Below are 20,266 nucleotides of genomic sequence, written 5' to 3' on the forward strand. Positions count from 1 at the left end.
GAAGCGCGACACTTCGCACACCATATAAATACCGGGTATTTATATCAGCTTTCCAGATTGTTAAAGAGCGTCAAACTAGCGCACATTCGGCTAATTCGTGGTTAAAAAAACCAAATTTAAAATAACTTATGAAGCTTAGTTTAAATTTGGCTTTTCTTTACGCTGAAGAAATTGGTAGGTCTGGGCAGACTTGAACTGCCGACCTCACCCTTATCAGGGGTGCGCTCTAACCAGCTGAGCTACAGACCTATCATGGTTATGCTCTATCTAACTTTTCGGCGTCAGTCTCACCCTGCCTTTAATCAGGAATGGGTACGTTCTAACTAGCTAAGCTAAACAAAACAAGTTTCTTCTCATTTTTGTCATCATACAATTTGTGTGAACACTCAACAAAGCATTGTTTTACTTCAAGATAAGGAGGTGATCCAACCCCAGGTTCCCCTAGGGTTACCTTGTTACGACTTCACCCCAGTCATGAAACACAAAGTGGTGACCGTCCTCCCGAAGGTTAAACTAGCCACTTCTTTTGCATCCCACTCCCATGGTGTGACGGGCGGTGTGTACAAGGCCCGGGAACGTATTCACCGTGGCATTCTGATCCACGATTACTAGCGATTCCGACTTCATGGAGTCGAGTTGCAGACTCCAATCCGGACTACGACGTACTTTGTGGGATTCGCTCCACCTCGCGGTATTGCTGCCCTCTGTATACGCCATTGTAGCACGTGTGTAGCCCATCCCGTAAGGGCCATGATGACTTGACGTCGTCCCCACCTTCCTCCGGTTTATCACCGGCAGTCTCCTTAGAGTTCCCGCCACTACGCGCTGGCAAATAAGGATAGGGGTTGCGCTCGTTGCGGGACTTAACCCAACATTTCACAACACGAGCTGACGACAGCCATGCAGCACCTGTCACTGCGTTCCCGAAGGCACAATTCTATCTCTAGAAAATTCGCAGGATGTCAAGGGATGGTAAGGTTCTTCGCGTTGCATCGAATTAAACCACATGCTCCACCGCTTGTGCGGGCCCCCGTCAATTCATTTGAGTTTTAACCTTGCGGCCGTACTCCCCAGGCGGTCAACTTAGCGCGTTAGCTACGCCACCCACTGCTCAAGGCAACAGACGGCTAGTTGACATCGTTTACGGCGTGGACTACCAGGGTATCTAATCCTGTTTGCTCCCCACGCTTTCGTGCCTCAGCGTCAGTATCTGTCCAGGTGGCCGCCTTCGCCACTGATGTTCCTTCCAATCTCTACGCATTTCACCGCTACACTGGAAATTCCACCACCCTCTACAGTACTCTAGTTTGCCAGTTCAAAATGCAGTTCCAAGGTTGAGCCCTGGGCTTTCACATCTTGCTTAACAAACCGCCTACGCACGCTTTACGCCCAGTAATTCCGATTAACGCTTGCACCCCTCGTATTACCGCGGCTGCTGGCACGAAGTTAGCCGGTGCTTCTTCTGTAGGTAACGTCACAGATGTTGAGTATTAATCAACACCCTTTCCTCCCTACTGAAAGTGCTTTACAACCCTAGGGCCTTCTTCACACACGCGGCATGGCTGCATCAGGGTTTCCCCCATTGTGCAATATTCCCCACTGCTGCCTCCCGTAGGAGTCTGGGCCGTGTCTCAGTCCCAGTGTGGCTGATCATCCTCTCAAACCAGCTAGAGATCGTCGCCTTGGTGAGCCATTACCTCACCAACTAGCTAATCTCACTTGGGCTAATCTTTAGGCAAGAGGTCCGAAGAGCCCCCCCTTTGGTCCGTAGACATTATGCGGTATTAGCAGTCGTTTCCAACTGTTGTCCCCCACCTAAAGGCATATTCCCAAGCATTACTCACCCGTCCGCCGCTCGACGCCGAAGTACAAGTACTTCTCGTTTCCGCTCGACTTGCATGTGTTAAGCCTGCCGCCAGCGTTCAATCTGAGCCATGATCAAACTCTTCAATTAAAAAATCGTTTGTGGAGCGTTCCTTATAAAGAAACGTTCCTGCTCAATGAATTCTGTCGTGATACCAACTCGAAAGTTGATATCGCATTACATATATAAGTATACTTTCGTATAAATAAAGTATCTGTGTGACATTCATCAAAGTGCTGTTTTACGTCTTTACTTAAAAAAGTAACGACTTATGTAAAATCAACATCTGAGTGAGTGCCCACACAAATTGCATGATAACTAATTGTTAAAGAATCTCTTGCGAGAAGATATAAATCGCATTCGTTTATATCTGATGCCTCGTGAGCTTTGCCCCGAAGCGGATGCGCATTGTACGCTTCCTAGTTTTGATGTCAACACTTTATTTCAGTGTTTAGCCAAAATCTATTTATTAATTTGATTATGAAAACAAGTTAATAGATAAACTCTGATTAAAAAGCCCGTAACTTGTGTTACGGGCTTTTCTAAATAGGTGCTTAGCAATGTCCTACTCTCACATGGGAACTCCCACACTACCATCGGCGCTATTGCATTTCACTTCTGAGTTCGGAATGGGATCAGGTGGTTCTACAATGCTATTGTCGCTAAGCAAAAAAGGACAATCTTGGAATTCTAATATAAATTTAGTCTTATTCAGTAACTGTTAAGTACGTGATGTTCATCAGTCTTCATACACAAAACCACTTAGGCGTTGTATGGTTAAGCCTCACGGGCAATTAGTATCAGTTAGCTCAAGGCCTCACAACCCTTACACACCTGACCTATCAACGTCGTAGTCTCCAACGACCCTTTAGGGGACTTAAAGTCCCAGTGAGAACTCATCTTAAAGCCTGCTTCCCGCTTAGATGCTTTCAGCGGTTATCAGTTCCGAACGTAGCTACCGGGCAATGCCATTGGCATGACAACCCGAACACCAGAGGTTCGTCCACTCCGGTCCTCTCGTACTAGGAGCAGCCCTCTTCAATTCTCAAACGCCCACGGCAGATAGGGACCGAACTGTCTCACGACGTTCTAAACCCAGCTCGCGTACCACTTTAAATGGCGAACAGCCATACCCTTGGGACCGACTTCAGCCCCAGGATGTGATGAGCCGACATCGAGGTGCCAAACACCGCCGTCGATATGAACTCTTGGGCGGTATCAGCCTGTTATCCCCGGAGTACCTTTTATCCGTTGAGCGATGGCCCTTCCATACAGAACCACCGGATCACTATGACCTACTTTCGTACCTGCTCGACGTGTCTGTCTCGCAGTTAAGCTGGCTTATGCCATTGCACTAACCGTACGATGTCCGACCGTACTTAGCCAACCTTCGTGCTCCTCCGTTACTCTTTGGGAGGAGACCGCCCCAGTCAAACTACCCACCAGACAGTGTCCCCAACCCGGATTACGGGCCTAGGTTAGAACATCACGCATACAAGGGTGGTATTTCAAGGATGGCTCCACCATATCTGGCGACATGGTTTCAAAGCCTCCCACCTATCCTACACATGTAGGAGCAATGTTCACTGTCAAGCTATAGTAAAGGTTCACGGGGTCTTTCCGTCTAGCCGCGGGTATACGGCATCTTAACCGCAATTTCAATTTCACTGAGTCTCGGGTGGAGACAGTGTGGCCATGATTACGCCATTCGTGCAGGTCGGAACTTACCCGACAAGGAATTTCGCTACCTTAGGACCGTTATAGTTACGGCCGCCGTTTACCGGGGCTTCGATCATGAGCTTCGCAGAGCTAACCCAATCAATTAACCTTCCGGCACCGGGCAGGCGTCACACCGTATACGTCATCTTTCGATTTTGCACAGTGCTGTGTTTTTAATAAACAGTTCCAGCCACCTGGTTACTTCGACCGACTTCAGCTTAGGGAGCAAGTCCCATCACCATAGTCGGCGTACCTTCTCCCGAAGTTACGGTACTATTTTGCCTAGTTCCTTCACCCGAGTTCTCTCAAGCGCCTTAGTATTCTCTACCTAACCACCTGTGTCGGTTTGGGGTACGGTTCCTATATATCTGACGCTTAGAAGCTTTTCCTGGAAGTATGGCATCAACAACTTCTGCTCCGTAGAGCATCGTCTCGTATCTCAGTCTTAGAATCCCGGATTTGCCTAAGATTCCAACCTACGTACTTTCACATGGACAACCAACGCCATGCTTGTTTAGCCTGCTCCGTCCCTCCTTCGCAATATATAGAAGTACAGAAATATTAATCTGTTTCCCATCGACTACGCGTTTCCGCCTCGCCTTAGGGGCCGACTTACCCTGCCCTGATTAACATGGGACAGGAAACCTTGGTCTTTCGGCGTGGGGGTTTTTCACCCCCATTATCGTTACTCATGTCAGCATTCGCACTTCTGATACCTCCAGCAAACCTCTCGATTCACCTTCAACGGCTTACAGAACGCTCCCCTACCACTCAAAATAAATTTTGAATCCGCAGCTTCGGTGCATAGTTTAGCCCCGTTACATCTTCCGCGCAGACCGACTCGACTAGTGAGCTATTACGCTTTCTTTAAAGGATGGCTGCTTCTAAGCCAACCTCCTAGCTGTCTATGCCTTTCCACATCGTTTCCCACTTAACTATGACTTTGGGACCTTAGCTGGCGGTCTGGGTTGTTTCCCTCTTCACGATGGACGTTAGCACCCACCGTGTGTCTCCCGGATATCACTCACTGGTATTCGGAGTTTGCAAAGGGTTGGTAAGTCGGGATGACCCCCTAGCCTTAACAGTGCTCTACCCCCAGTGGTGTTCGTCCGAGGCTCTACCTAAATAGATTTCGGGGAGAACCAGCTATCTCCCGGCTTGATTAGCCTTTCACTCCGACCCACAAGTCATCACCGCATTTTTCAACATACGTGTGTTCGGTCCTCCAGTTGATGTTACTCAACCTTCAACCTGCCCATGGGTAGATCGCCGGGTTTCGGGTCTATACCCTGCAACTAAACGCGCAGTTAACACTCGCTTTCGCTACGGCTCCCCTAATCGGTTAACCTTGCTACAGAATATAAGTCGCTGACCCATTATACAAAAGGTACGCAGTCACCCTCGAGGGGCTCCCACTGCTTGTACGTATGCGGTTTCAGGTTCTATTTCACTCCCCTCACAGGGGTTCTTTTCGCCTTTCCCTCACGGTACTGGTTCACTATCGGTCAGTTAGGAGTATTTAGCCTTGGAGGATGGTCCCCCCATGTTCAGACAAAGTTTCACGTGCTCCGTCCTACTCGATTTCACGGTAAGTTCGTTGTCGTATACGGGACTATCACCCTGTATCGTTGTCCTTTCCAGAACATTCTACTAACTTACAAACCGCTTAAGGGCTAATTCCCGTTCGCTCGCCGCTACTAAGGAAATCTCGGTTGATTTCTTTTCCTCGGGGTACTTAGATGTTTCAGTTCTCCCGGTTTGCCTCTTTATGCTATGTATTCACATAAAGATACTGTCTTATGACAGTGGGTTTCCCCATTCAGAAATCCTAGGTTATAACGGTTTTTATCACCTTACCTAGGCTTATCGCAGATTAACACGTCTTTCATCGCCTCTAACTGCCAAGGCATCCACCACATACGCTTAGTCACTTAACCATACAACCCTAAGTAGTCTTAGTAGACCTTGGTGACTAAACCAAGGTAGTTGTAAAGTCTGACATTTTCACGCACTTTCACTTAACTTTCGTTAAAGTGATGAGTTACTTGAATAAGAGTTAATAGTCTTTCAACTATTGGTCTAAATGATTAAGGAATACATCATTTAGCTATTGTTGGTATTTATACTTATGTGATTGAAGCGCGACACTTCGCACACCATATAAACACCGGGTATTTATATCAGCTTTCCAGATTGTTAAAGAGCGTCAAACTAGCACACATTCGGCTAATTTGTGATTTCCCTCCTTACGGAGAGTAAAAACCAAACTTAAATTGTTCATTGAACCGCTTAAGTTTGGCTTCTTTCTCAGTCAAAGAGTAATGATGGTGGAGCTAAGCAGGATCGAACTGCTGACCTCCTGCGTGCAAGGCAGGCGCTCTCCCAGCTGAGCTATAGCCCCATCTTTTCACCTAAGGCAGGTGTACTCTTTTAATTTCGTTATCATGTAATTTGTGTGAACACTCAACAAAGCGTTGTTTTACTTCAAGATAAGGAGGTGATCCAACCCCAGGTTCCCCTAGGGTTACCTTGTTACGACTTCACCCCAGTCATGAAACACAAAGTGGTGACCGTCCTCCCGAAGGTTAAACTAGCCACTTCTTTTGCATCCCACTCCCATGGTGTGACGGGCGGTGTGTACAAGGCCCGGGAACGTATTCACCGTGGCATTCTGATCCACGATTACTAGCGATTCCGACTTCATGGAGTCGAGTTGCAGACTCCAATCCGGACTACGACGTACTTTGTGGGATTCGCTCCACCTCGCGGTATTGCTGCCCTCTGTATACGCCATTGTAGCACGTGTGTAGCCCATCCCGTAAGGGCCATGATGACTTGACGTCGTCCCCACCTTCCTCCGGTTTATCACCGGCAGTCTCCTTAGAGTTCCCGACACTACTCGCTGGCAAATAAGGATAGGGGTTGCGCTCGTTGCGGGACTTAACCCAACATTTCACAACACGAGCTGACGACAGCCATGCAGCACCTGTCACTGCGTTCCCGAAGGCACTAATCTATCTCTAGAAAATTCGCAGGATGTCAAGGGATGGTAAGGTTCTTCGCGTTGCATCGAATTAAACCACATGCTCCACCGCTTGTGCGGGCCCCCGTCAATTCATTTGAGTTTTAACCTTGCGGCCGTACTCCCCAGGCGGTCAACTTAGCGCGTTAGCTACGCCACCCACTGCTCAAGGCAACAGACGGCTAGTTGACATCGTTTACGGCGTGGACTACCAGGGTATCTAATCCTGTTTGCTCCCCACGCTTTCGTGCCTCAGCGTCAGTATCTGTCCAGGTGGCCGCCTTCGCCACTGATGTTCCTTCCAATCTCTACGCATTTCACCGCTACACTGGAAATTCCACCACCCTCTACAGTACTCTAGTTTGCCAGTTCAAAATGCAGTTCCAAGGTTGAGCCCTGGGCTTTCACATCTTGCTTAACAAACCGCCTACGCACGCTTTACGCCCAGTAATTCCGATTAACGCTTGCACCCCTCGTATTACCGCGGCTGCTGGCACGAAGTTAGCCGGTGCTTCTTCTGTAGGTAACGTCACAGATGTTGAGTATTAATCAACACCCTTTCCTCCCTACTGAAAGTGCTTTACAACCCTAGGGCCTTCTTCACACACGCGGCATGGCTGCATCAGGGTTTCCCCCATTGTGCAATATTCCCCACTGCTGCCTCCCGTAGGAGTCTGGGCCGTGTCTCAGTCCCAGTGTGGCTGATCATCCTCTCAAACCAGCTAGAGATCGTCGCCTTGGTGAGCCATTACCTCACCAACTAGCTAATCTCACTTGGGCTAATCTTTAGGCAAGAGGTCCGAAGAGCCCCCCCTTTGGTCCGTAGACATTATGCGGTATTAGCAGTCGTTTCCAACTGTTGTCCCCCACCTAAAGGCATATTCCCAAGCATTACTCACCCGTCCGCCGCTCGACGCCGAAGTACAAGTACTCCTCGTTTCCGCTCGACTTGCATGTGTTAAGCCTGCCGCCAGCGTTCAATCTGAGCCATGATCAAACTCTTCAATTAAAAAATCGTTTGTGGAGCGTTCCTTATAAAGAAACGTTCCTGCTCAATGAATTCTGTCGTTTCTTCTCACTAAAAGTGAAAAGAAGCATTACATATATAAGTATATATTTATTTGCGTGACATTCATCAAAGTGCTGTTTTACGTCTTTACTTAAAAAAGTAACGACTTTTGTAAAATCAACATCAATGTGAGTGCCCACACAAATTGCATGATAACTAATTGTTAAAGAATCTCTTGCGAGAAGATATAAATCGCATTCGTTTATACCTGATGCTTCGTAAGCTTTGCCCCGAAGCGGATGCGCATTGTACGCCTCCCAGTTTTGATGTCAACGTTTTTTTTAACTTATTTCAAATTAATTTTTAACGTTATCTTTGCCGTTTTGCTATCAACTTGGATAACTAAACTTGCCAAAACTGACTTCTTAAGTCTCCCTGAGAAGTGGATGCGCATTTTAGACACTTTTCTTCTTAGGTCAACCCTTATTTGCAATAAATTTAATAAAACATGATATTTATTGTTTAATTTGATAACTTTCATACAAAGCGCGTATTTATTAGCCTGTTAAAAGACAAACAAACGCTATTATGTGTAAATTTTGATAATTGCATATTTAAATTTCACTTTTAGCCAAAATGAAATTAAATATTATGTTTTGCAATTTTCTGCTAAATTTACAAATAGTTTTTTAGATTTAATCATTAAATTTTAAGAGTTTTATCATTATGGATCACTTACAACCTTATCAAGGGATACTCCCTTCTGTGGGTAAGCATTGTTATTTAGACCCTTCTGCAGTTTTAGTTGGTGATATACAAATCGCTGATGAAGTCAGCATTTGGCCGTTAGTTGCTGCACGTGGCGACGTAAATACCATTACTATCGGTGCTCGTACTAATATTCAAGACGGTACTGTGCTGCACGTAACTCGTAAGAGCCAAAATAACCCTCAAGGTAATCCGCTGATCATTGGTGAAGATGTTACCGTTGGTCATAAATGTATGCTGCATGGTTGCACACTAGGCAATAGAATTCTTGTTGGAATGGGCGCCATTATTATGGATGGAGCTATCATTGAGGACGATGTTTTTATTGGCGCAGGTAGTTTAGTGCCCCCTAATAAAACATTTGAGAGTGGTTTTTTATATGTTGGTAATCCAGCAAAAAAGGTTAGACCGCTAAAAGAAGCCGAAATGGCGTTTTTGAAGCAATCTGCAATTAACTATATCGATTTAAAAAATGATTACTTACAAGAGTAGTCATTTTACTTAGTTATACATCAATATGTAAGGTGTCGCCTTCTAGTTCATTAGATTCAAGCCATAACTCAGTTATTTCTTCTAAATCATATTTAGTGCAATTATCAATTTCAGCGAGTTGCTTTAATTGCACTGAATGAAAATAAATTATAATTCTTTGCCCTGCAATTTGACCCGTAAGTCGCCAAGCATCTTCTTGGCTATCAAATGTTAGGTCGTCATTAAACAAAATTGATTGGTTCATAGCGGTTACTTAGTCATTTGTGTACGTAAATCTTCCAATACTGGCTCTACCTGTGGCTTAACACCTCGCCAAATTGAAAAGCTTTCTGCTGCTTGGCCAACTAGCATACCTAAGCCATCAATCAGCTTTTCTGTGCCTTGCTCTGTGGCCCACTGCAAAAACGGCGTTAGCTCACTCGCATAAACCATATCGTAGCATACCGTATTTGCATCAATGCATGAATTAGGGATACTAGGAATATTTCCAGATAAGCTTGCCGAAGTTGCATTAATAATAACATCGAAGGCTTGCTCATTTACATCATTAAAGCCACAAGCACTTAAGTTACTATGTCCTAACGCTGAAAACTGCTGACACAGTTGTTCAGCTTTACTCACAGTACGATTGGCAATAACAATTTCTGTAGGTTGCTGCTCTAACAAAGGTAAAATAACACCTTTAGCCGCACCTCCTGCCCCAAGCAATAAGATGCGTGCTTGCTTAAGTGACACTTGATGACGCAGCAAATCTTGCACTAAACCTAAACCATCAGTATTGTCGCCATATACCTTGTCATCTATAAAGCTTAAAGTATTTACTGCGCCCGCTAATTTGGCTCGTTCTGTTAAATGATCCGCTAGCTCTAATGCTTGTTCTTTAAATGGCACAGTAATGTTTGCTCCCTTGCCACCTTGCGCAATAAACTCTTTTACCGTACTTGCGAACTGATCAAGTTCAACTAGTTGCGCTTGATAATCTAACTCTTGATTGGTTGATAGGGCGAACTGCTGATGAATAAAGGGAGAGCGAGATTGTTTAATAGGGTTGCCAAAGACGCGATAGTTGTCCACAGTAAAAGCTCTTAAATAAAAATTTAACTAAATGCTAGCGAATTATTGTGCTTAATAAAACAAAAAAGCAGTAACTCTTTGCTATAAGTTACTGCTTTTTGCATTGAAGTGATAAAAGCTAACGAATTAGAATTTATAACCTAACATTACCGAGTAAACCATAGGGTCGACATCAACGGTAGCGCTGCCCTTACCTTCCAGACCCACATTAAAAGGGTCATTCAAATCAAACGTTGCTTTAGTACCAATATCTATATAACGAGCAGATACGTTAATTGACCAATTTTTGCTTAGTTCAAAATCAGCACCTATTTGAGCAGATAAACCAAACGAGCCATCTAACTCAAGGTTATCGAAGCCAACAGAATCTGGCGTAGGGGTGAATTTCTCATCAAAGAAAATAGTATAGTTCACACCAACACCTACATATGGCTTAAATGCTGTACCTGTATTGAAATAATATAAGGCACTTAATGTTGGTGGTAAGTGAGTAACTTCTGCTAATTTAGCGCCATCTAAATTGGCGCCGTATACAGATTCTGTCACACCAGATGGATCGTGTAATACTACATCATGAGTAAATGGTGTTGCTGCAAGTAGCTCAATCGCCCAGTTGCTATCGAAAAAGTACACTAGGTTTAAACCTAGTTGAGTATTGTCATCAACTGAAATTGATAACGGTGTTGCTGCACCATCTAATGCCACACCAGCTTTCGCGCTATCTGGTGATACCATAGTAGCACCGCCACGAACAAGAATATCGCCCGCTTGATTAGCTAAAACGCCAGTTGAAAGAGTAGATAAAAGAGCAACTGCTAATAATGATTTTTTCATGGGTTTATTTCCTTATTTAATTTAGGGGTATAGTAATCCTCAACGCAGGTTAAAACTTGATCTAGCGCAAAGTTTTTCTGTGATTTTTTCAAAAGGAATTTTTTGTTGATTTCGATCAAGTAATTACTCTAATTTCGACTTTTTTACTAACAAAAACACAGGGATAAAGTGACATTTATCACAAGCATGGTTCGCTGATATACTAAGCGTGTTAATTTTTTGCAGTACTATTTATAAAAATGCTAACTCTATTAAAAAAATTCATGCCCTCTAATCAAAAAGTCACAAAAACAATTTCAGAGCCTAACTCTCTTTATTCTTTAATTGGTGAAGAACAAGGCACAAGAAAACTGGCTAATGCCTTTTATGATGAGATGGAGTCAAATATTCACTTACAAGAGCTACTAGCCATTCATCCGCAGCCCTTAGATAAAATTAGAGAAAAGTTTTTTGAGTTTCTTTCTGGTTGGCTTGGTGGCCCAAGCTTATTTGAGCAAAAATATGGTCACCCACAGTTAAGAGCACGCCATATGCCATTTAAAGTCACAGCAAAACAACGAGACTTATGGATGTTATGTATGAACAATGCTATGGATAAAACCATAACGGACAAGCAAGTAAAGCAACTGCTGCGACAAGCATTTTCTCAGCTTGCCGCACATATGGTTAATAGTTAACCTAAACTCAGATTGAGTTAATTTATAAGCCTAACCAATTACGTGGCTGTAAATAGTGTTGATACAAGCTAGCTTCAGGTGAATTTTCATCTGGCTGGTAATTATATTCCCATCTAGCAAGTGGCGGCATAGACATTAAAATAGATTCTGTTCTACCGCCTGATTGCAAGCCAAATAAGGTACCGCGATCAAAAACCAAATTAAACTCAACATAGCGACCACGACGATATAACTGAAAATCGCGCTCGCGCTGACCATAATCAGTATCTTTACGTTTATTAATAATGGGTACATAGGCATCAATAAAGCCTTGCCCTACTGCCTTGATGTAATTCAAGCAAGTATCAAAGTCCCATTGATTTAAGTCATCAAAGAATAAGCCACCAACACCGCGAGTTTCATCTCGGTGTTTTAAATAGAAATATTCATCACACCACTTTTTGTGTTCAGCATAAACATTATCACCAAAAGGCTTACATAAATCATATGCCGTTTGGTGCCAATGCTTAACATCTTCATCAACGGGATAAAACGGTGTTAAGTCAAAGCCGCCACCAAACCACCATACCGGCTCTTCGCCTTCTTTTTCTGCAATAAAAAAGCGTACATTAGCGTGCGAAGTTGGGATATGAGGGTTTTTAGGATGAATAACTAAAGAGACACCACATGCTTGCCAGCTTCGCCCTGCAAGCTCAGGTCTATGTGCCGTGGCTGATGGCGGTAACTTACTACCCGAAACACGAGAATAATTAACGCCGCCCTGCTCAATAACAGTGCCATTGGTTAATACACGCGTTCTTCCGCCACCACCTTCTTTACGTTGCCAGTTATCTTCAACAAACTTGCCTGAGCCATCGGCTTGCTCTAGCGCGTGACAAATTTTATCTTGTAAACTAGTTAAAAATTCAATAACTGTCTCTATATTTACTTGGCTCATGCGCGAAATTTCTCTCCTGTTAAGGCATCAATAATAGTTGAGGGCTGAGTAAAGCCTAAGGTACTTCCCTTTACTAAAAAATCTATTTGTGAAAATAGTGCTTGGTCTTGCTCTACTTCTTGCCAAGTTTTGGCTGGTGCTTTACCTGTTAAATTAGCACTAGTAGATACTATCGGCTTTTGCGTTTGCTCGCATAAAGCAACAATATCAGGGTGATCTGTGACACGAACAGCAATAGTATCAAATTGTCCAGATAACCAATCTGCCGTCAATGCGCTTTTAGGTAAAACTTGCGTGATACCATTTGGCCAACGAGATAAAATTTCACTGAGCTTTTCCGCTGGAATTTTATCTTCATCAATATATGGCTGTAACTGTGAAAAGTCTGCTGCTAATAAAATCAGTCCTTTAGCTTTAGGTCGTTGTTTAATAGCCAATAATTTTTCAACTGCATCTTGGTTATCAGGATCACAGCCCAAACCAAATACCGCTTCTGTCGGGTAAGCAATAACTCCGCCAGCCTTAAATGACTCCACAACTGTGGCTTTACTCACTACATTTACTCCTCATTATCTACGCTAGTGCTATGTTACCAAAGTACGAATAGCATTTACCAATTTTGCTAAGCATAATACCAAGTGAAATAATTATTTGACCAGTTCAGAGCTATGTCAGGAAGGTGAGAATAAAGCAAATTTATGCCGCTGTAGTCATTCTCCAGCCAAGAAATTTGTAAAATTATCATCTTACTGACAAGCTCCCAAGGGCGAGTTTAAAAGGCTTATATGCCGCGTTATTGATTTTGACAAGGGAATAACCATTCTCTGTAATCAATGCCTTGCCTATAAGCCTTTTAACTCTCGCTGAATGATCAAATAGTTAATTCAATTGGTATAACTCATAGAAAAGTCATCATTCCGTATTGCGCTAAACAAGGTTATAATTGCAGCCCTCTTTACTAATCTTGTTCTACCTTAAAGAACATCACACATTTTCAAAGGGCGAAAATTCATGACAGTAGGTATCATCATGGGGTCAAAATCAGATTGGCCAACAATGCAACATGCAGCAGAAATGCTTGATTTATTAGGTGTTAAGTATGAAACCAAAGTGGTTTCTGCTCATCGTACACCTCACCTATTGGCTGAATATGCCGAAAGTGCAAAAGATAGAGGCATTAAGGTAATTATTGGTGGTGCTGGCGGTGCCGCACACTTACCAGGCATGACAGCAGCATACACAAGCCTGCCAGTATTGGGTGTTCCGGTGCAATCTAAAGCGCTAAGCGGCCAAGATTCATTACTTTCAATAGTACAAATGCCAAAAGGTATTGCCGTAGGTACATTAGCTATAGGTACAGCTGGGGCAGCAAACGCAGGCTTACTTGCCGCACAAATTATCGGCACATTTGATGCGCAAGTACAAGAAAATGTTGAGCGCTTTAGAAGCGAACAAACACAAACTATTTTAGACAACCCTAACCCAGCAGAATAAGCGACACTCATGAATAAAGTTCTTGTCCTTGGTGCCGGTCAACTTGCTCGAATGATGGAGCTAGCTGGTACACCTTTAAATCTTGATGTCAAAGCATTTGATGTTAGAAGCCACAAAGTGGTTCAACCTATCAGCCCTGAGCACGAATATGGCGATTTAGCACAAGGTATTGCCAATGCTGATGTGATTACTGCGGAGTTTGAGCATGTTGCTCATGATACTTTGGCGGAATGTGAGCAATCAGGAAAGCTTTTCCCGAGCAGTAACGCGATAAAAATTGGTGGTGATAGACGCTTAGAAAAAGCACTACTAGAATCAGCTCAAGCCGCTAATGCCAAACATTGCTTTGTCAATAATAAGGCCGAGTTTGATGCAGCGATTGAAAAACTCTCTCTGCCTATTATTTTTAAAAGCGCACTAGAAGGCTATGATGGCAAAGGACAATGGCGCTTAAAAGATAAAAGTGATGCCGAAGCGGTTTGGCTAGATATGGCGCAATTTTTAGCTGAAGCAAAAGAGACTCAAGGTATTGTTGCCGAGCAAATGGTTCCTTTTGATCGCGAGGTATCTTTAGTAGGCGTTCGTAGGAAAAATGGTGATATTGCCGTTTACCCACTCACTGAAAATCACCACACTCAAGGAATACTCAGTGTTTCAGTTGCAGCACCTGTTAATGAAGCTTTGCAAAAACAAGCTGGCAAGGTATTTAAAGCACTAACAGAAGAGCTAAATTATGTTGGTGTTTTAGCGATTGAATTTTTCCAAGTAGGTGAGCAATTATTAGTAAATGAAATTGCCCCTCGAGTTCATAACTCAGGTCACTGGACACAACAAGGTGCTGACACTTGCCAATTTGAAAATCACTTACGTGCTATTTGTGATTTACCTTTAGGCAGTACTGCATTAGTTCGTCCAACAGCTATGATTAATATTATCGGCGAAGATTCAGTAGCAAATGACGTACTAGCCATCCCAAGTGTTACCATGCATTGGTATAACAAGGGGAAACGCGCAGGCCGTAAAATGGGACACATTAATGTCAGCGCAGATAATAAACAAGAGTTAGCGCAAAGGTTATTGGCAATTGCTGAATTATTACCAAAAGCTGGCTTTCCTGAACTGCATGACTTTGCTGTAGAGTATTTAGCTAAACAAAAGTAAGGCTAAAAGCTATAAAGTAACCACCAAAAAGACGCTTTTCGCGTCTTTTTTATTTTTGCATCGCTGAACACTTTTTATTAGCGCACTGATACTTTACGCCAGCAGCCATATTACGTTTCAACAATAAAGGAAAACCACATTGCTGGCACTCCCCTTCGACTGGCTGGTGATTAACAACAAACTTACACTTGGGATAACAATCGCAAGCATAGAATTTCTTACCAAAGCGGTTATTTTTTTCTTTTAGCTGACCTTTTTTACAACTAGGGCAAGCAACTTCTAATTCAGCTTGTGCTTCATCATGCTCTATATAGTCACATTGAGGGAAATTACTACAGCCAATAAACATACCATAGCGACCTTGCTTAACCGCTAAGTTATGCTGACATTTAGGGCATTCACTGCCAGGAAGCACTTTATCCTCAACCCTCTCATGCTCAACCACTGGACGTGTATATTGACAGTTAGGGTAGTTGGCGCAGCCAAAAAATGAACCTGACTTGCCGTGCTTAATTGTGAGCTCAGAGCCACATTCCGGGCACACTTGGTACTCTTTTTCTAAAGCATGTTCGTGATGACTAAATAAAGGCTTATCTGACTTTGACATGAACTTAAACAATAGCTCGGACAATAATAACGCTATTATGCCATATCCAATAGCCAAACAATAAGATCTTAATCAACAGTAATAACAAACCACTGCCGACTAAGAATCAGGAATGTGCAGGTAATGTGATTTAGTGCAATGGGCCTTCTTGCTCTTCGAATATCAAATCTTCCATTTGCGAATAGGCAGTTTCTTTACCTGGTACATTAAATAGCACCATTAAAATAACCCATTTCAAATCATCCATTGAGAAGTATTTGGTATCAAGTTCCATAACTCTATCAATCACCATTTCACGAGTAGTGAAATCAAGCACATTGATTTGCTCTAAGAACAGCAAAAAGCCACGACTTTGTGTATCAAGCAGCTGCATTTCTTCTGGTGTATAAATACGAACAGAGCGACTGCCAACACGGGTAAGGTAAGGATAGGCATCACTGTCCTGCAATGCAGCTAACTTTTCAAGCCAGCTTAGTGCCTTATATATTTCATCTTGATGAAATCCAGCGCGGGTCAGTTCATCGGTAAGAACGTCATGATCAACCATGACTTCAGCTTCACTATGAATATAGTTTTCAAAAAGGTACATCAAGATATCAAACATAACTAGCCCCTATTTTACTCTAAGGTAGCCTCCAGGTACCGCAGATACCAGACCACTAAGCTCAAGCACTGTTAATCGAGTGAGTACTTCCTCTATGGGAAGCTTACTTCGAGAAACCACTCTATCTACGGGAGTGACTTCAAACCCCACACTAGCCAACAATGCATCGTTGCACAAGTCCTTTTGTGGAATTATTTTATCTTCTTCTTTGTTTTGAATTAGTTGCGAATTGAGTTGTTCTTGCCTCTCTTGCTTTAAGTGTAGACTAGAATTCTCATCGAGGTTTAACTCTTCTAATATATCGGCACAATCCTCAACAAGTTTAGCGCCTTGTTTAATTAACCAATGACAACCTTTAGCCTGCTCATTATAAATCGAGTTTGGTACAGCAAAAACGTCTCGATTTTGCTCTAAAGCGCAGCGAGCGGTAATTAATGATCCGCTTTTTAATGTTGCCTCTACCACCAAAACTCCTTGGCTCATACCACTAATAATTCGATTTCGCTTTGGAAAGTGCCCTGCCCGTGCTGGTGTGCCCGGGACAAACTCACTAATAAGTAACCCCTGCTGTGCCAATATTTGTTTCGCTAAGGGGTTATGTCGAGCAGGATATATACTATCTAAACCTGTCGCGACAACAGCAATAGTGCTGGCATCATATGTTAACGCGCCCTTATGGGCAGCAGCATCGATACCGAGCGCCAAACCACTGGTGACAACAATATGACTCTGCGCCATACCTTGAGCAAATACACATGCTTGTTCTCTTCCTGATTCAGTTGCATTTCTACTACCAACAATGCCTAACTGAGCTTGATTCAATAACTGAGTATTACCCTGAGCAAAAAGTACTAAGGGTGGATCATAAATTTGCTTAAGTAGTTTAGGATAAGCGCTATGGTTGTAACCTATAATTTCACTGCTGCAGTTTTTGCTGGTATCAATAATTTGCTGAACTTTTTGCCAGTCAGGCTGATGAAACCTTGAGAGTTGTTTAACTGATAAACCATGCGATGAAGTTAATACAGAAGGCTGTTCAAATAGTGTTTCTAAGCCAAACTTTTTAACTAAAGCTAGCTTTTTATGAACCGCAAGGCGAGGAATTAGCTTTAACGCTAGCCAATAGTGAATATCCGTTTTATGCACTTGTCTTCTCCTTAAGAACAAGCATTAAAAAAGGCTAGCTGTATTTAATACTCGCTAGCCTTTATTTAGGTTATGGTGCAGTGATTATATCCTTTAATCGTGCCGGCTTTTCAGTTCGAAGAATTAAGCCCATACTGACTTTATCCAACACTTTAAAAACTATCAGTTCACCCAGTTCTTCTTCGGGCATTTTATAATCTGACTCATCACTTAACATGCGGTTCCAACGCGGTGCTTCAGCTTTGTATTTTGGCCCATCTGCCGTTTTTAATACTGCAGGGCTTGGGCGTTTTATTGCCATAACATCACCAACAGTGACATCATGATTAGCGCCACGGTTGATCATGACCACTTCTAACTTACCAAACTCTCGGTTATCACTCGACGCTTTTACAATAGCGCCTCGTAATGAATCATTTGCAGCTTTCATGGTAAAGATAGATGGTAACATCTGTCCTTTATTAACAGGTACTACGTAATCACCAGCATGAATTTCTCTTTTTGCCGAAGTAACTTTCATGGTAGCAGGTTCACTATCAGCCATATTGCCGGTGCGAATAGCTTGTGCTGTACCAACCAAATTAACATAAAAGCCTAAAGACTCTTCTGTTTCAGGATCAAATAACTCTTCACCTTGGTCATAAATAGCGTAAGTCTGAGCTAAATCTAAATCACTATTTACATACACTTTAAAGCCATCAATGGTCATTCGATAACCTTCATCACTGCCAATAATATGCGGAAGTTCACTTAATTGCTGTTCAGTAAATAAATGGTCATATTTAAGGTAAGGGGCAATAACTTCTAACGGCAATAACTCAACGGCTGATTTGTCCTTCATGGTTTTACGTGCTTTAGGTGACCATTTAAAACTCGCCTTTTCTTTTGGCGTAGCTACTGGCGTGACAACTTTATCAGCATCAGTATTGTCAACAATAAGCATTGGCTCACCCTTGTCATCCATTACTAACTTTAATACATCGCCTGGGTAAATTAGGTGTGGGTTATTTATTTCTGGATTTAAACGCCACAATTGTGGCCATAGCCATGGCTGCTCAAGAAAAACTGCCGAAATATCCCATAATGTATCACCCTTTTCTACCAAGTAAGTTTTTGGCGCATCTTCATTTAGTTTTATTTGATCAGCTAATGAAAGCAAAGGGCAAGACAATATTGATAGCGATAGTATTATTTTTTTAAGCATAGAGCTCATTCCTTTTTAATGCTTTTACTGTAAAGCACTATGATTAATGTAATTTAATGGCTAAAATTAGAACATAACACTCTAGATGAATTATCGCTAATTCTTTTATTAAATTATGACAATTTTAACCGTTTTACGTTTCCCTGACCCTAGATTAAGAACCAAAGCCGAACCCGTCACAGAAATATGCGACGCTACAGCTACTATTATAGACGATATGTTAGCAACTATGTATGACGAAAAAGGCGTTGGTCTTGCAGCAACTCAGGTGAATATTCACCAACGCATATTTGTAATGGATACCTCAGAAGATGGCAACAGCCCACTGGTCTTTATTAACCCTGAAATTATTGCCAGCAGTGATGACACGCTAATTAATGAAGAAGGCTGCTTATCTGTACCCGGCACATACGCCAAAGTTGATCGTCATGAAACATGCACAGTAAAAGCGCTAGATCGAGACGGCAAAGAGTTTACCTTACAAGCTGAAGGCCTACAAAGCATTTGCGTTCAACATGAAATTGATCATTTAAATGGCGTTTTATTTGTCGATTATTTATCGCCATTAAAGCGTCAACGAATAAAAGCTAAGCTAGAGAAAGAAGCAAGATTAGCTAAAAACAAGTAAGTGAATGCACACTAACAAAATATAGGATTCCCCTTTTGTCTACACCTCTAAATATTATTTTTGCTGGCACCCCTGATTTTGCCGCCAAGCATTTAGCCGCGCTGATCCAATCTGAACACAATATTGTTGCTGTGTATTGCCCACCAGATAAACCAGCTGGCCGAGGCAAAAAACTCACCGCTTGCGCAACTAAGCAATTAGCAATGGAGCATAACCTGCCGGTTGAACAACCTATTAACTTCAAAGAAACTGATTCCCAAGAGATATTGGCTCAATATAATGCCGACGTTATGGTAGTGGTTGCTTATGGTTTATTACTGCCAGAAGTGATTTTAAATACCCCTAAACTTGGCTGTATCAATGTACACGGCTCTTTATTACCTAAATGGCGAGGCGCAGCACCAATTCAACGTTCTGTTGAGGCTGGTGATGTAATCACTGGCGTTACCATTATGCAAATGGATAAAGGCTTAGATACTGGTGCTATGTTGCTTAAAGCAGAATGTGCTATTGAGGACAATGATACCAGTGCCACTATCTATGAAAAGCTTGCCGTACTTGGACCAGAAGCCTTACTCGATACTTTAGCTATGATGGCTAAAGCTGACTTTAATTCGAAAGAGCAAGCGCAAGTACAAGATAATGAACTAGCTACTTATGCACAAAAGCTTGATAAAGCTGAAGCTGAGTTAAATTGGCAACTAAATGCACAACAATTATCACGTAAAGTAAGAGCTTATATACCTTGGCCTGTAGCACAGTTCACTTACCAAGAAGCAAATGGCAAACAGCACCGTATACGTATTTGGCAAGCTAAAGCCGAAGACAACAAGCACAACCAAGCTGCAGGCACTATTTTATCGGCAGATAAAACTGGTATTTTAGTGGCTACGTCATCTGGTGCACTACGGTTACTTGAGCTACAACTACCTGGAAAAAAGCCATTAGCAGTTGCTGATATTCTTAATGGTCGTGCCGATTGGTTTGTCGCTGGTCAACATATTAACGGAGTGAGCTAATAAGCTT

The 20,266-nt window shown here is 42.7% G+C and carries 15 protein-coding genes, 2 tRNA genes and 4 rRNA genes; 6 read left to right on the forward strand and 15 right to left on the reverse strand.

The window, feature by feature from the left end; all coding sequences use genetic code 11:
* Positions 1-172: 172 nt before the first annotated feature.
* From EMK97_RS11350 to EMK97_RS11375, 6 genes are all read right to left on the reverse strand, one after another.
* A tRNA-Ile gene (locus EMK97_RS11350) sits at positions 173-249 on the reverse strand.
* A 164-nt stretch (positions 250-413) separates the two neighbouring features.
* Positions 414-1,954, reverse strand: a 16S ribosomal RNA gene (locus EMK97_RS11355).
* Positions 1,955-2,416: 462 nt separating this feature from the next.
* Positions 2,417-2,531: ribosomal RNA gene (gene rrf / locus EMK97_RS11360) — 5S ribosomal RNA — on the reverse strand.
* 106 nt (positions 2,532-2,637) lie between these two features.
* Positions 2,638-5,520 (reverse strand): 23S ribosomal RNA (locus tag EMK97_RS11365).
* Between the two features lie 388 nt (positions 5,521-5,908).
* Positions 5,909-5,984, reverse strand: a tRNA-Ala gene (locus EMK97_RS11370).
* An 89-nt stretch (positions 5,985-6,073) separates the two neighbouring features.
* A 16S ribosomal RNA gene (locus tag EMK97_RS11375) occupies positions 6,074-7,614 on the reverse strand.
* Together the 16S, 23S and 5S rRNA genes with 2 tRNA genes alongside form the textbook arrangement of a ribosomal RNA operon.
* A gap of 726 nt (positions 7,615-8,340) precedes the next feature.
* Here EMK97_RS11375 and EMK97_RS11380 point away from each other — a divergent pair.
* Positions 8,341-8,874 (forward strand): gamma carbonic anhydrase family protein, encoded by a 534-nt coding sequence (locus EMK97_RS11380; protein WP_130602256.1) that lies wholly within the window; start codon positions 8,341-8,343, stop codon positions 8,872-8,874.
* 13 nt (positions 8,875-8,887) lie between these two features.
* On the opposite strand, the gene EMK97_RS11385 is transcribed toward EMK97_RS11380, so the two are convergent.
* The 3 genes from EMK97_RS11385 to EMK97_RS11395 form a co-directional block, all read right to left on the reverse strand.
* Positions 8,888-9,118, reverse strand: coding sequence for a hypothetical protein (locus tag EMK97_RS11385; protein ID WP_130602258.1), 231 nt, complete (start codon positions 9,116-9,118; stop codon positions 8,888-8,890).
* 5 nt (positions 9,119-9,123) lie between these two features.
* The gene (gene aroE / locus EMK97_RS11390) at positions 9,124-9,948 is read right to left on the reverse strand and encodes a shikimate dehydrogenase (protein ID WP_130602260.1); all 825 of its coding nucleotides are present in this window, start codon (positions 9,946-9,948) and stop codon (positions 9,124-9,126) included.
* Positions 9,949-10,074: 126 nt separating this feature from the next.
* Positions 10,075-10,782, reverse strand: a complete 708-nt coding sequence (locus EMK97_RS11395; protein WP_130602262.1) for an OmpW/AlkL family protein — start codon at positions 10,780-10,782, stop codon at positions 10,075-10,077.
* Positions 10,783-11,045: 263 nt separating this feature from the next.
* Between EMK97_RS11395 and EMK97_RS11400 the strand changes: the two genes are divergently transcribed.
* Positions 11,046-11,459 carry a group II truncated hemoglobin gene (locus EMK97_RS11400; RefSeq protein ID WP_130602264.1) on the forward strand — a complete coding sequence of 138 codons (414 nt, stop codon included), beginning with the start codon at positions 11,046-11,048 and terminating at the stop codon, positions 11,457-11,459.
* A gap of 22 nt (positions 11,460-11,481) precedes the next feature.
* Here EMK97_RS11400 and hemF read toward each other — a convergent pair whose 3' ends face one another.
* Together hemF and tsaC are read right to left on the reverse strand one after the other, a co-directional pair.
* Positions 11,482-12,396, reverse strand: coding sequence for an oxygen-dependent coproporphyrinogen oxidase (hemF, locus tag EMK97_RS11405; protein ID WP_130602266.1), 915 nt, complete (start codon positions 12,394-12,396; stop codon positions 11,482-11,484).
* Entirely contained in the window at positions 12,393-12,950 is a 558-nt protein-coding gene (gene tsaC / locus EMK97_RS11410; RefSeq protein WP_130602268.1) for an L-threonylcarbamoyladenylate synthase type 1 TsaC, read from the reverse strand. The genes hemF and tsaC overlap by 4 nt, the downstream gene beginning before the upstream one ends.
* 457 nt (positions 12,951-13,407) lie before the next feature.
* On the opposite strand from tsaC, the gene purE reads away from it, so the two are divergent.
* Both purE and EMK97_RS11420 read left to right on the forward strand, forming a co-directional pair.
* Entirely contained in the window at positions 13,408-13,890 is a 483-nt protein-coding gene (purE, locus tag EMK97_RS11415) for a 5-(carboxyamino)imidazole ribonucleotide mutase (protein WP_130602270.1), read from the forward strand.
* A gap of 9 nt (positions 13,891-13,899) precedes the next feature.
* The gene (locus EMK97_RS11420) at positions 13,900-15,051 is read left to right on the forward strand and encodes a 5-(carboxyamino)imidazole ribonucleotide synthase (protein ID WP_130602272.1); all 1,152 of its coding nucleotides are present in this window, start codon (positions 13,900-13,902) and stop codon (positions 15,049-15,051) included.
* Between the two features lie 49 nt (positions 15,052-15,100).
* Here the strand turns inward: EMK97_RS11420 and EMK97_RS11425 are convergent, their stop codons facing one another.
* From EMK97_RS11425 to EMK97_RS11440, 4 genes are all read right to left on the reverse strand, one after another.
* Positions 15,101-15,658 (reverse strand): DNA topoisomerase family protein, encoded by a 558-nt coding sequence (locus EMK97_RS11425; protein ID WP_130602274.1) that lies wholly within the window; start codon positions 15,656-15,658, stop codon positions 15,101-15,103.
* Between the two features lie 130 nt (positions 15,659-15,788).
* Positions 15,789-16,262 carry a DUF494 family protein gene (locus EMK97_RS11430; protein ID WP_130602276.1) on the reverse strand — a complete coding sequence of 158 codons (474 nt, stop codon included), beginning with the start codon at positions 16,260-16,262 and terminating at the stop codon, positions 15,789-15,791.
* 9 nt (positions 16,263-16,271) lie between these two features.
* Positions 16,272-17,408: a DNA-processing protein DprA gene (dprA, locus tag EMK97_RS11435; RefSeq protein WP_130602278.1), complete on the reverse strand. Its 1,137-nt coding sequence runs from the start codon at positions 17,406-17,408 to the stop codon at positions 16,272-16,274.
* A 70-nt stretch (positions 17,409-17,478) separates the two neighbouring features.
* Positions 17,479-18,612 carry a LysM peptidoglycan-binding domain-containing protein gene (locus EMK97_RS11440; protein WP_130602280.1) on the reverse strand — a complete coding sequence of 378 codons (1,134 nt, stop codon included), beginning with the start codon at positions 18,610-18,612 and terminating at the stop codon, positions 17,479-17,481.
* A 115-nt stretch (positions 18,613-18,727) separates the two neighbouring features.
* On the opposite strand from EMK97_RS11440, the gene def reads away from it, so the two are divergent.
* Both def and fmt read left to right on the forward strand, forming a co-directional pair.
* Positions 18,728-19,240 carry a peptide deformylase gene (gene def / locus EMK97_RS11445; protein ID WP_130602282.1) on the forward strand — a complete coding sequence of 171 codons (513 nt, stop codon included), beginning with the start codon at positions 18,728-18,730 and terminating at the stop codon, positions 19,238-19,240.
* Between the two features lie 35 nt (positions 19,241-19,275).
* Positions 19,276-20,259, forward strand: a complete 984-nt coding sequence (fmt, locus tag EMK97_RS11450) for a methionyl-tRNA formyltransferase (protein WP_130602284.1) — start codon at positions 19,276-19,278, stop codon at positions 20,257-20,259.
* The last annotated feature ends 7 nt before the right edge of the window (positions 20,260-20,266 follow it).

Source organism: Litorilituus sediminis (assembly GCF_004295665.1).
In the GTDB taxonomy this organism is placed as follows: Bacteria; Pseudomonadota; Gammaproteobacteria; order Enterobacterales; family Alteromonadaceae; genus Colwellia; species Colwellia sediminis.